We start from the raw sequence: 12,384 nt of genomic DNA, 5'->3' as shown, positions 1-12,384 counted from the left end.
CTACTAAAATATCCGCTATGTTAAAAGCCTTTACGCTGGGAATTGAAGAAGAGTACATGGTCATTGATCCCGTTACCCGGGAACTTCGCTCCCATGAACAAAAAATAGTAGAACAGGCACATAAAGTGATCAGCGACCAGGTAAAGGCTGAATTTCATCAGGCAGTAGTGGAAGTAGGTACCCGTGTTTGTGCCAATATTGACGAAGCCAGATCTGATGTAGCCCTGCTTCGTCGTACCATTGCACAAATTGCCGGCGACCTGGGATTCAATATCGGCGCTTCCGGTACCCACCCCTTCAGCAAATGGGAAAAACAACTCATCACCGATCATCCCCGCTATTTCGAAATAGTGAACGAAATGCAGGATGCTGCCCGTTCTAATCTTATCTTCGGATTACATGTGCATGTAGGTATGGAAAACCGTGAGATGGCAATTCATATAGCCAACTCCGTTAGATATTTCCTGCCGCATATTTTTGCGCTGAGTACTAATTCTCCTTTCTGGGAAGGCCGCAACACAGGCTTTAAATCGTTTCGTACCAAGGTATTCGACAAATTTCCGCGTACCGGTATCCCTGATTACTTTGCCAGCATTGAAGAATACGATAACTATATCAAGCTGCTGGTAAAAACCAATTGTATAGACAACGCCAAAAAAGTATGGTGGGACCTGCGGGTGCATCCCTTCTTCAATACAGTAGAATTCCGTATTTGTGATGTGCCGATGACCATCGACGATACCATTATGCTGGCCGGCCTTTTCCAGGCCGTATGCGCCAAAATACACAAGCTGCGCATGCAGAACCTCAACTTTATTATCTACAACCGCGCCCTGATTAATGAAAATAAATGGCGGGCATCCCGCTATGGTATTGATGGTTACCTGATTGATTTTGGGAAAGAAATAGAAGTCAATACCCGTTCGCTTATCTTCGAACTGCTCGACTTTATCGATGATGTAGTGGATGACTTAGGCAGCCGGGAAGTAATAGATGCCACCACCCGCATCATGGAAACCGGCACCGGCGCTGATAAACAGCTACAGGTATTTGCCGATACCAATGATCTCGTAGCCGTGACAGATTTCATACATCAGGAGTTTCTGCGGGGCTGTTAGCACAGATTTCGTAATTTTGCAGTATGCATCCAATTAAAAAAAGCTGGAAGGTAGCTGTGCTGGATATGTACGAGGGTGTTCCTAATGAAGGGATGCGCTGTATTCGTGAAATATTGACGAAATACGCCAGCATGCACGCGCTGGATCTCCAATTCGATGAATTTGAAGTACGGCAACAAATACAGGTACCCGATACATCTTACGATATTTATATTTCCACCGGCGGCCCCGGCAGCCCGGTAGATAGTGAAGGCAGTGCCTGGGAAACCGCCTATTTCTCTCTCATTAATGATTTGCTGGAATGGAATCGTGTGCAGGCGGTGAAGAAGCCAGCCTTCTTTATTTGCCACTCCTATCAGATCATGTGCCGGTACTATAAACTCGGCAATGTATGCAAACGTAAATCACCCGCTTTTGGCGTTTTTCCGGTACATAAAAGCGCTGCCGGCATGCGCGAAAAAGTTTTCAGCGCACTCCCCGATCCTTTTTTTATTGTGGATAGCCGCGACTGGCAAGTGATAGAACTGGACTACGAAAATTTGCAGGCCATGGGTGGACATGTACTGGCACTGGAAAAAGAACGACCGCATGTACCGCTGGAAAGAGCTACCATGGCCATCCGGTTTAATGAGCATTTCATTGGCACCCAATTTCACCCGGAAGCAGATGCCGCTGGTATGCACATGTACCTGCAACAGGAAGAAAAGAAAAAACAAGTGGTCAATCACCACGGACTGGAAAAATATAATAGCATGATCAGCCAGCTCACTGATCCGGACAAGATTATGCTTACACACGATCGCTTCATTACCGCGTTCCTGGACTATGCGATTTACGGCGGACTGTCTGACCGGCTGGCTGCTATTGAACGACTGGTACAAGTGGCCGCCCATAACGATAATGAGCACTCGTTCTTTTAACTAAAAGACACCATGATTCCGCTTATCAGAACCGCCTATAACGCACAATTTACGGCTGCCAAATACCAGGATTTTTTAGATGGTATTGCAGCAGACACTGGTGTGAAACCTGCTTTCCGCATTGCCGAAACCCCGGTATTTGTACCGGCTACGCTCGGCAATAAACTGGTGCAGGCCTGCGAAGAAATTGTGAACGTCATCCTTCGCCCCGACTTCAAAACCATCACACAGGATGCCATTCCACCGGCGATGAAACTGCCGCGTGAAAATGAACATCCCCACTTTATTGTGATCGACTTTGCCGTATGTAAAACACCAGAAGGCGAGTTAATACCGCAACTGATCGAACTACAGGGATTCCCTACCATGCTGGCCTTCCAGGAAGTGATGGCCCGCCGGTTTAAAACACATTTCGATATCCCCGCCGGCTTCAGCAACTTCTTTAATGGCCTGGATGAAGCAGCTTACTATCAATTGTTACGCGATATGATTGTAGGACCGCATCAGCCGGAAGAAGTGGTATTACTGGAAGTAAAGCCGGAAGCACAAAAGACCCGTATCGACTTCGCCAGCACCGAAAAAAACCTGGGTATTCCTACGGTGTGTTTAACCTCCCTAATACAGGAAGGAAAGAAATTATTTTATTTGAAAGATGGCATTAAAATGCCCATTCAACGCATCTATAACCGGATCATTTTTGATGACCTGCAACGGCAATCTGCTGATCTGGGCGAATATGTAAACCTCTTCCAGGATCTGGATGTAGAATGGATCACACATCCTAACTGGTTTTACCGGATCAGCAAATACATGATGCCTTTTATTCACAGCGAATATGTGCCTAAAAGTTGGTTCCTCCATGAATTACCCGTTATTCCGGCCGACCTGGAAAATTATGTCTTGAAACCACTCTTCTCTTTCGCCGGGCAAGGTGTATTGATAGATGTTACCCAGGCGGATATCGATGGTATAAAAGATCCTGAAAACTGGATACTGCAACATAAAGTAAAATATGCCCCTGCTATTGAAACGCCCACCGGTCCTGCCATCTGCGAAATAAGAATGATTTACATCTGGCTGGATGGCGCTGCGCGCCCTATGTTGGTACACAATCTTGCCCGTATCAGTAAAGGCAAAATGATTGGCGTAGGTTACAATAGTAAAGATACATGGGTGGGTGGCAGTACTGCATTTTTTGAAGAGCTGAAAGCGTAAAGCAGAAAGCAAAAAGCTATTGTGGCGAGTGACCATTGCGAATATTAATACGCTTTGATCACTCGCCACAATAGCTTTTTGCTTTCTGCTTTACGCTTTCAGCTCCTACAAATCAAATTCTTCAATCAAAGGCCCATGGTTGTATTCACTCCTGGAGCCTAAGCCAATAGCCAATTCCTGGTTCTCGCTGTTTTTAACGATCAGGAAAGGTTGTCCATATTTTTGTTTACCCGCAAAAATCACGGCTACTTCTGTGCAGGAAAAAACATCTGATTGTTGCAGGGTTATTTCTTTGTTTTCGTCCAATACATTTTCTGTTTTGTGACTACTTTTCTTCAGGTGTAATTCCTTGCCAACATACCGTTGTTTCAGCCACTCATAATTAGCATTAATGATGACGGGCGTATTGGCCAAACTTTCAGCAGGTACCTGGAAAAGCAGGAGTTTACGATCTTCATCACGCAGGGTAAATATGAGCGTGTTTACACCACCGTCAAGGCTTTTACGGTCGTAGTCAACAATGCGGAATGTTTTGTTTTCTACCGCTTTGTAGGGCGTATAAAAATGACCGCCTTTGAGTACACTTTTATAAGGTACTTCTACTACTGCTTTTACCTTGATGTTATCCAGGAGACTATCTTCTTTATTTCTAACCGCACGTCTCGGGTTGAGTTTTAAAAAAGTGATATCCTGCCCTACCAGCGTGAGCTGTGCAATGTTGKGGGAAAGATGCTGAAAGGCGATGCTGCTGTCGTAAGGAACTAAAGTTGGCTTCTTCTCTGTGTCCCTGTATTTGATTTGGGCGGAAGCGCTGCAAGCCGCTGCCATCAGGAAACACAGGAATAAATGTTTCAATTTCATATGATCAAAATATACGCAAATATAGAATGTATTAAATATTTTTGTTGTTTATGCAGGTAAATACCAGCATAATTAAAGATAACGACGAGTTCACAAATACATTGCGTAGTAGCTCCCTAACTTGGCAATAATAACATAATTTTATGTCTATATGTCAACTTAATACCTATCCCTATGTTTAGTAACCTGGCCATAGACGTGGCTCTTGGCCTTATTTTTATCTACCTGCTGTATAGTTTGCTGGCCTCCGTTGTACAGGAATTAATAGCCCGCATTTTCAATTCAAKAGCCCGTGTACTGACAAAAGGCTTACGCCGGATGTTGGAAGAAGATGACCACAGCAAGGACCTGGGCTGGTTCGGTCAGTTTACCTTTTTCAACTGGTTCTATGAACTGGGCTGGAGCGTGGTGTATTTTTTTGATCCCTTCCATCGCAGCCCTTTTTTGAAGCAGTTCTATACTACGCCGACCATTCGCCACCTCGGCGAAAACAGCTCCGCTGCAAGGCCTGCTTATATCAGCCCGTCCATTTTTTCTCAGGCGATGGTGCACCTGTTGCGTAGCAGTGTCAAAACAGCCGACAATCAGCCATCCACCACCACTACAGAGGCACCTGCCGCCACCACACCGCAGTTAACAGATGCGGCAGCGATTCAGTCCGCGCTGACGCAAAATTACCTGCAACTGGCGCCGGATATACAGGATCACCTCCTGCAACTATTTGAAGATGCGCAACATGATATACCCGCTTTTCGTGTAAACATGGAAAGCTGGTTCAATGAAACCATGACCCGTGCCAGTGGCTGGTATCGCAAGCAAACACAAACCTGGCTACTCTGTATCGGTATCGGTATTGCTGCCATATTTAATGTAGACTCCATTGCCATTGCACGTATCCTCATGAAAGATAAAAACGTGCGTACAGAAATGGTACAACTGGCTACCAGCCGTGCACCGGCATATACGGCTATAACTGATACGCTTATACGTAAAAATATCCTGCATAAAGACAGTGCCTTTTTTCGCAATGATACCTCGCTGCGTGTATTCGTCAACGATACCTCGCTGATAGGCGTATATGCTATGCTCCGTAATGATGCCGGCGACGCCCGGAATGTGCTGGGCATCAGCCGCGGCTGTATCACCGACAGTAGCAGCGGACATGCCATCTTACGTTGCGGCTACACCCACCCTTTTCAGCAAAACAAAGGACTCATCTTTGCCGGCTGGGGTATCACTGCTCTCGCTATTTCTTTAGGCGCCCCCTTCTGGTTTGATTTGCTGGGAAAAGTAGTGAAGTTCAGAACGGCTACGCCACCTGATGACAAAACACGTTAGCATACACTGCACCCGGTACTAAAGAAGATGTTGTAACTTTGCGTATCTCCTCACTTCTTCAATAAATACTATGAAACGCACCAATTATTCCTCCGGCGCCATCTGGGAAGGTAAAGTCGGCTATTCAAGGGCTGTAAGAGTAGGCAATATTATCGAAGTATCCGGCACCGTAGCCTCTGATAACGATAAAGTAGTGGCAGAAGGTGATGCGTATGAACAAACAAAATTTGCACTCGCTAAAATTGAATCCGCCCTCATCAATGCCGGCGCCACACTACACGACGTAGTACGTACCCGCATGTTTGTAACAGATATATCCCGGTGGGAAGAGTATGGCCGCGCCCATGGAGAATTTTTCAAAAGCATTAAACCGGCTACCTCCATGGTAGAAGTAAGCAAACTGATTGATCCCCGGTACCTGGTAGAAATTGAGGCAACAGCCATTATAGAGCAAAAAGCTTAAAGCAGAAAGCACAAAGCTATTGTAGCGAGTGATCAGAGCGGATATTACGCTTTAATCACTCGCTACAATAGCTTTGTGCTTTCTGCTTTAAGCTTTTTGCTATTTATACGTTTCTGTCCATTTCAGCATACCACCTACCAGATTTTTGGTGTTGGTAAAGCCCATGGAATCCAGCAGCATACAAGCCTGACCGCTGCGGTTACCGCTACGGCAGTATACAATCAGTTCTTTATCTTTCCAATCTTCGATTTCTTCCACATCCATCTGTTGAATGAAACCTAATGGAATATGTTTGCCTCCGATATTGAATTCTTCGCGCTCATGTGGTTCTCTCACATCTAATATATAGAGCTCTTCGCCGTTATCTATACGCTGTTTCAGCTCTTCTGCGGTGATATTTTGCATGTTATAGGAATTTAAAATCAAATCAAATTACGTCATTTTCCATTATTCCTGAGTAGCAGGCTTCGCAGTAGCAGTACTATCAGTTACCGGTTTGGTAGCTGATAACCAGAAGTCTACGCTTTCTCCTGCTCTCAGCATATTGAAATCGCCGATTTCATTTTTGCGGGTAGGTACCTGCTTAATAATATAGGCGTTAGCAGTATCTGTTACACTTGGATCAATKATTACCGTACCGGCGTTCAGGTTGCTGGCGCTCAGTATTTCACGCGCTTCTGCATAAGTGAGGCCTATGAAACTGGGTACMGGATTCTCTACGCTGCCAGTGCCACTACCTAATATGAGGGTAATGTTGCTGCCTTCTGCTACGAGGGTACCAGGTTTTATTTTCTTGCCATTCAGCAGCTGTTGCAATACGGAATTGGTGGCGATATCCGGACGATAGATCGTATCTCCCACATTGAGACGCATGCTTTTCAACATCATTTCAGCGCTACGGAACGTCAACCCTTCCAGGTCAGGCATTTTCACCATCGGCGCCACTACTTTATTGACAGTCAGATAAATTGTTCTGCCCACTTTCACCTGCGCACCTTTATCCGGCGTTTGCGCATATACCGAAAGGGCAGGAATAGAATCCACATAAATGGAATCTCTTACATCCGCTTCGAAACCGGCTTTCTCCAGCAGTTCAATGGCTTCCTTTACATTTTTCCCGTGTACATCGGGTACAGTGAGCTGTTGACCATGTTTGGTAATAATGCCCAGCAGGGAAAAGAATACCAGCGCCAACGCAAAAAACATGGCGATAACAGCTAACAGGTTGACGACAAATGAACGTTTGGTAATAAAGTCGAACACGATAATTATATTAAATGTGATAATCCTTATTTCATGCTCTCTTCCAAAAGCAAGCCATAAAATTCCTGCAGGGTTTTGCCGGCAGCTCTTACCTGCTGTGGTACCAGGCTATTTTCAGATTGTCCGGGCATAGTATTTATCTCCAGAAAATATAATTTTCCAGTGCTTTCTTCATAGATAAAATCTACCCGTGTAATTCCTTTACAGTTCAGCTTATTATATAATACGGTGGCGATTTCCTGTACCTGTTTTGCTATTTCCGCGGAAACAGGCGCCGGAGTAATTTCGTTAGATACGCCTGGCGTATACTTTGCCTCATAGTCGAAAAACTCTTTGCTGCTCACTACCTCTGTAATAGGCAGGGTAGTAATGGCACCATTGGAGCGAAACAGCCCCATGGTCAATTCCCGCCCTTTAATAAACTCTTCAATCAATATCTGGCAATCCTCGTTAAAGGCTTTATCGATGGCCGGTTGCAGCTCTTCCGCCGTTTTCACCTTAGACATACCAATGCTGCTGCCGCCTTCTGCCGGTTTCACAAAAACAGGTAAACGTAGCCGCTGCAGTATTTCAGCGGTATTATAAGGCTGATCACGGAAAACATGCACTGATTTAGATACATTCACTACCTGCAAAGCCTCCACTACCTTGTTACAATAGCTTTTATTAAATGTCACCGCGGAGGTCACCATACCACAGCTGGTGAAAGGAATACCAAGCATTTCAAAATATCCCTGCAGGCGGCCATCTTCTCCCGGCGTACCGTGAATACCGATGAATACCGAATCAAAAGTGATTTTCTGACCATTAACGGTTAAAGAAAAATCATTTTTATCTACTGCGATCACTTCCCCGCTGGCACTGGTATAGCTCCAGCTGGCCCTGGTAATGATAATCTTGTAAACATTATATTTACTACTATCCAGGTTGTTTTCAATTGTTACAGCACTCTGAACAGATATCACATATTCCCCGGAATATCCACCGGCGACCAAAGCTATATTCTTCTTCATAAGATATTTTACAATAAGCGGGTAAAGTTAAAGGTTATTTGTTAATTGTCAAGAGACGCTGTACGCGCTCCTGCGTGTTCAAATTACATAAAAAAAACCGTCACCACCAAAGCGGGAACGGTTTTTTAAGCTTCCTTATACATATATTAAAGATGTAGTTTCTCTTTTTTCGCGAGCAGTTCATCTACTGTTTCCTGGTACATTTCATCCGGAACGCAGGAGTCTACCGGGCAAACCGCCGCACATTGCGGTTCTTCATGAAATCCCTGGCACTCTGTACACTTGTCGGGCACAATATAGTAGAAAGATGTACTAATCGGTGCGTTCTGCTGTGCCGCATCAATTACAGTACCGTCCATCAGGGTATAACTGCCTTTCAGTGTGTTACCATCGGCCATCGACCATTCAACGCCGGCGTCATAGATCGCATTGTTGGGACATTCCGGTTCGCAGGCGGAGCAAATGATACAGTCGTCTGTTATTTTAATTGCCATAGTATAGGCTTTTAGGTTAGGGGGTGGATTGTTATCGCTACGCAAATTACATAAAAAAACCGCCCTCGCCGAAGCGGGGGACGGTTATTAAGCTTCCTTAAGAATATTTTAAAGGTGCAGTTTCGCTTTCTTACCAAGCAGCTCATCCACTGTTTCCTGGTACATTTCATCCGGAACGCAGCAATCTACCGGACAAACAGCCGCACATTGTGGTTCTTCATGAAATCCCTGGCATTCTGTACATTTGTTGGGCACAATATAGTAGGTATCTACGCTGATAGGGGCATTGCGCTGGTCAGCATCCAATACACTACCGTCCATCAGGGTATAGGAGCCTTTTACAGTGGTGCCATCGGTCATAGCCCACTCTACACCGCCTTCATATATCGCATTGTTCGGGCATTCCGGTTCGCAGGCGCCACAGTTTATACATTCGTCTGTTATCTTAATTGCCATAGTGTAAACTTTTTGGTTAAGTAGTAAGCCATTAATTTTGTGTGACAAAAATAAAATTTTCCCGGTTTAATCAAGTCAATTATTTATACAGTTTCATGAACATAGCAGAAAAAGAAGCCGCATTGGTGCGCCTGGGGCAGTATCTGGCGGAAAAAAGCCCGGAATTGGAAGCAGTGAAAGAGCGCGCTTATATGGCCAATGGCTGGTTTATCCCATCCTTTATAGACAACGCCCTGGACAATATCTCCCAATATTTCCTATCCCCTGCCCCTCTACGGCAGTGGTTAGCAGGCTATCCTGGTGTAGACCACAGCCGCACCCCTAAAACGGTGGGCATCGTGTCTGCCGGGAATATTCCCCTGGTAGGCTTCCACGACTGGCTCTGTGGCTTCGTGAGCGGACACCAGGTAAAAATGAAACTTTCCGGCAAGGATGAAATTCTGATGAAACATGTCCTGGACAAAATGAACGAGTGGTATCCCGAACAGGCCGGCCAAACCGAAATACAGGACATGCTCAAAAATTGTGATGCCTATATCGCTACCGGCAGCAACAATTCCGCCCGGTATTTCCATTACTATTTTGCCAAATACCCTCATATCATACGCCATAACCGCACCTCCGCCGCCATACTAACCGGTACAGAAACACCGGAAGAATTATCGGCCCTGGCAGATGATATTATGCTGTACTTCGGCCTGGGTTGCCGGAATGTGACCAAAATATACGTGCCGGTAAACTATGATTTTGTACCACTGCTGAAAGCTTTGGAGAAATACAGCTACCTGGCGGATCATCATAAATACAAGAMTAACTACGACTATAACCTGGCGCTGCTCCTGCTGAATGCCAGCCCTTATATGACCAATGGTACCATCCTGCTGCAGGAAAACACCTCCCTGTTTTCCCCGCTCAGTGTATTGCATTACAGCAATTATATAGATATGGGCCAACTGCAACAGGAGCTTTCCGGTGAAGAAGCGCTGCAATGCCTCGTAGGACAATCATTTACTCCTTTCGGTAACGCACAGCAACCTTCCCTCAGCGATTATGCAGATGGCGTTGATACGATGAAATTTTTCCTGGAAATATAACCTGGAAGCCGAAAGCAGAAAGCAGAAAGCAAAAAGCTATTGTAGCGAGTGACTAGCGCGTATATCATAATTCGCTCTGATGACTCGCTACAATAGCTTTTTGCTTTCTGCTTTATGCTTTTGGCTTCCTAACAAATTGTCGCATTCACTTGTTATATTGACATATATGCTGACAGAGTTGTCAGGGGGGATATTAAGCCGCGTTTAACGATTACGATAAAAATGTGTTAAAACAAATCACGGGTATACCGTTTCATTCTTCCCGCAAGTTAAATTTGTAGTAAGGGCATGTAAATTGATCATATCCCGGCGTTATTATCTCATTAATTTTCACGCAAACACACTATAATATGAAATTCAAGCAAATTGTTACAACTGTTCTTATCAGTGCTGTAACTGCCGCTGCCTCCATATTTGTGTATGGCAAATATATCCAGCAGAGGCAACCTATGGTTTTCCAGAATGGCGCAGAAGTCCCTGTAAATTACGCGCGCTACATGCCAGGCACAACAGGCAACGCAAACGCAACCCCGCCCTCAGATTTTACGACCGCAGCAAAGGCAGTCGTTCCCGGCGTAGTGCATATCAAAACAAAAATCAATCCCCGGCAAGTCACGAATGGCAATAATCTCCAAAGAAAACGCAGCATCTTACAGGATCTTTTCGGAGATGAGTTTTTTGGAGATGAATTCAATGGCGGCGGCGATGGACGCAGGTATTACGTTCCCGGCCAGATGGCATCCGGTTCCGGTGTATTGATTTCTTCCGATGGTTATATTGTTACCAATAACCACGTAATTGCAGATGCCGATGAAATCAGTGTTACCCTCAGTAACTCTACTAAAACTTTCAAAGCCAAGCTGGTAGGTACAGATCCCAGCACTGACCTGGCCGTAGTAAAAATAGAAGCTTCCGGCCTGCCTTACCTGATTTATGGTAATTCTGATAACGTGGAAATTGGCCAATGGGTACTGGCAGTGGGTTATCCGTTAAACCTGGATGCTACCGTTACCGCTGGTATTGTGAGCGCCAAATCCCGTTCTATTGGCATTAATAAAAGCGGTGGCAAAGTAAACAGCGCCATCGAATCATTTATACAAACCGATGCTGCCGTGAACCAGGGTAACAGCGGTGGGGCACTGGTAAATACTGCCGGTGAGCTGGTGGGTATTAACTCCGCTATCGCCTCTCCTACCGGATCTTACGCCGGGTACTCCTATGCCATTCCGGTAAACCTCATCAAAAAAGTGGTGAACGATATCCTGAAATATGGTAACGTTCAGAGAGCTTACCTCGGTGTGAAATATGCGCCTTCTTCCCTCATCGCCAATATGAGCGACGAGCAACTGAAAGATGCAGGTATCAGAAGAGATGTAAATGGTGTACAGGTAACAGAAGTAATGCCTAACAGCTCCGCAGCTGCGGCTGGTCTTCGTTCCGGTGATGTGATTACCGCTATTAACGGCGTAAAAATCCCTACCACTTCCCAACTCAGCGAACAGGTTGCCCGCTACAAACCAGGCGATAAAATCTCCATCACTTATCTGCGCGACAACAAAGAAGTCACTGCAGAAAATGTGATCCTGAGAAACCTGAAAGGAAATACTGACCTGGTGAAAGTAACTACACTGGATCGTCTCGGGGCGGATTTATCTGAACTGGACAAAGAACAGGCCGCCCAGCTAGGGGTAAACGGCGGTGTAGTGGTAAATGATATCGGCAACGGTATCCTGAAAAAACAAACTACCATGGCGCCAGGCTTTGTGATCCTGAAAGCAGGAAACGTATCTGTTACTTCTGTAGATGCCCTCAGCACTGCGGTGGAAAAACAAAAATCACTCAAATTGATTGGCTTCTATCCTGAAAAAGGTAGCAGCATCTATTACTACAATATTACTACCGGCGCCGGTAGCGAAAATCTGTAATCTCGTTTTATAGGTCTTCAGAAATAAAAAGTCCCGTTCCTGGATAACCAGGACGGGACTTTTCCATTAAGTCGTACATGCATTGCCTGGAAAAGCGTATCATGCAATTAGCCAATCTATGAAAACCCATTATGAAAATAATATAAGTATATGACATTACCTTCCACGATTCCGTGAAAGTAGAAAATGAGCCAGCCAATGATAGAAAATGTATGTTGAATGCA

The 12,384-nt window shown here is 45.2% G+C and carries 13 protein-coding genes; 7 read left to right on the top strand and 6 right to left on the bottom strand.

What is annotated here, in order from left to right; all coding sequences use genetic code 11:
* Nucleotides 1-17: 17 nt before the first annotated feature.
* The 3 genes from AC1DFM_RS19610 to AC1DFM_RS19600 are packed head-to-tail and all read left to right on the top strand — an operon-like array spanning nucleotide 18 to nucleotide 3,253.
* A complete protein-coding gene (locus AC1DFM_RS19610; protein WP_477078442.1) occupies nucleotides 18-1,118 on the top strand; it encodes a carboxylate-amine ligase in 1,101 nt (366 codons plus the stop codon).
* Nucleotides 1,119-1,141: 23 nt separating this feature from the next.
* Nucleotides 1,142-2,038, top strand: coding sequence for a type 1 glutamine amidotransferase (locus AC1DFM_RS19605; protein ID WP_477078441.1), 897 nt, complete (start codon nucleotides 1,142-1,144; stop codon nucleotides 2,036-2,038).
* Between the two features lie 12 nt (nucleotides 2,039-2,050).
* Nucleotides 2,051-3,253, top strand: a complete 1,203-nt coding sequence (locus AC1DFM_RS19600; RefSeq protein ID WP_477078440.1) for a hypothetical protein — start codon at nucleotides 2,051-2,053, stop codon at nucleotides 3,251-3,253.
* 105 nt (nucleotides 3,254-3,358) lie between these two features.
* On the opposite strand, the gene AC1DFM_RS19595 is transcribed toward AC1DFM_RS19600, so the two are convergent.
* Nucleotides 3,359-4,114 carry a hypothetical protein gene (locus tag AC1DFM_RS19595; protein ID WP_477078439.1) on the bottom strand — a complete coding sequence of 252 codons (756 nt, stop codon included), beginning with the start codon at nucleotides 4,112-4,114 and terminating at the stop codon, nucleotides 3,359-3,361.
* Between the two features lie 174 nt (nucleotides 4,115-4,288).
* On the opposite strand from AC1DFM_RS19595, the gene AC1DFM_RS19590 reads away from it, so the two are divergent.
* A complete protein-coding gene (locus AC1DFM_RS19590) occupies nucleotides 4,289-5,452 on the top strand; it encodes a hypothetical protein (protein ID WP_477078438.1) in 1,164 nt (387 codons plus the stop codon).
* A 70-nt stretch (nucleotides 5,453-5,522) separates the two neighbouring features.
* Nucleotides 5,523-5,915, top strand: a complete 393-nt coding sequence (locus AC1DFM_RS19585) for a RidA family protein (RefSeq protein WP_477078437.1) — start codon at nucleotides 5,523-5,525, stop codon at nucleotides 5,913-5,915.
* 99 nt (nucleotides 5,916-6,014) lie between these two features.
* Here AC1DFM_RS19585 and AC1DFM_RS19580 read toward each other — a convergent pair whose 3' ends face one another.
* The 5 genes from AC1DFM_RS19580 to AC1DFM_RS19560 all read right to left on the bottom strand — a co-directional run bounded on the left by AC1DFM_RS19580 (nucleotide 6,015) and on the right by AC1DFM_RS19560 (nucleotide 9,141).
* Nucleotides 6,015-6,320 carry a rhodanese-like domain-containing protein gene (locus AC1DFM_RS19580; RefSeq protein ID WP_477078436.1) on the bottom strand — a complete coding sequence of 102 codons (306 nt, stop codon included), beginning with the start codon at nucleotides 6,318-6,320 and terminating at the stop codon, nucleotides 6,015-6,017.
* A 42-nt stretch (nucleotides 6,321-6,362) separates the two neighbouring features.
* On the bottom strand, nucleotides 6,363-7,178 hold the full coding sequence (locus tag AC1DFM_RS19575) for a PASTA domain-containing protein (protein ID WP_477078435.1): 816 nt from the start codon (nucleotides 7,176-7,178) through the stop codon (nucleotides 6,363-6,365).
* A gap of 26 nt (nucleotides 7,179-7,204) precedes the next feature.
* Nucleotides 7,205-8,191, bottom strand: coding sequence for a D-alanine--D-alanine ligase (locus tag AC1DFM_RS19570; protein WP_477078434.1), 987 nt, complete (start codon nucleotides 8,189-8,191; stop codon nucleotides 7,205-7,207).
* Nucleotides 8,192-8,337: 146 nt separating this feature from the next.
* On the bottom strand, nucleotides 8,338-8,685 hold the full coding sequence (locus AC1DFM_RS19565) for a 4Fe-4S binding protein (RefSeq protein WP_477078433.1): 348 nt from the start codon (nucleotides 8,683-8,685) through the stop codon (nucleotides 8,338-8,340).
* Between the two features lie 108 nt (nucleotides 8,686-8,793).
* Nucleotides 8,794-9,141 carry a 4Fe-4S dicluster domain-containing protein gene (locus AC1DFM_RS19560; RefSeq protein ID WP_477078432.1) on the bottom strand — a complete coding sequence of 116 codons (348 nt, stop codon included), beginning with the start codon at nucleotides 9,139-9,141 and terminating at the stop codon, nucleotides 8,794-8,796.
* Between the two features lie 95 nt (nucleotides 9,142-9,236).
* On the opposite strand from AC1DFM_RS19560, the gene AC1DFM_RS19555 reads away from it, so the two are divergent.
* On the top strand, nucleotides 9,237-10,235 hold the full coding sequence (locus AC1DFM_RS19555) for an acyl-CoA reductase (RefSeq protein WP_477078431.1): 999 nt from the start codon (nucleotides 9,237-9,239) through the stop codon (nucleotides 10,233-10,235).
* Between the two features lie 350 nt (nucleotides 10,236-10,585).
* A complete protein-coding gene (locus tag AC1DFM_RS19550) occupies nucleotides 10,586-12,160 on the top strand; it encodes a trypsin-like peptidase domain-containing protein (protein WP_477078430.1) in 1,575 nt (524 codons plus the stop codon).
* Nucleotides 12,161-12,384: the final 224 nt, after the last annotated feature.

The sequence above is a fragment of the Chitinophaga sp. 05T412 genome (genome assembly GCF_056396465.1).
Note: the sequence above shows the minus strand (reverse complement) of the source record. Positions and strands in the feature narration are given on the sequence as shown.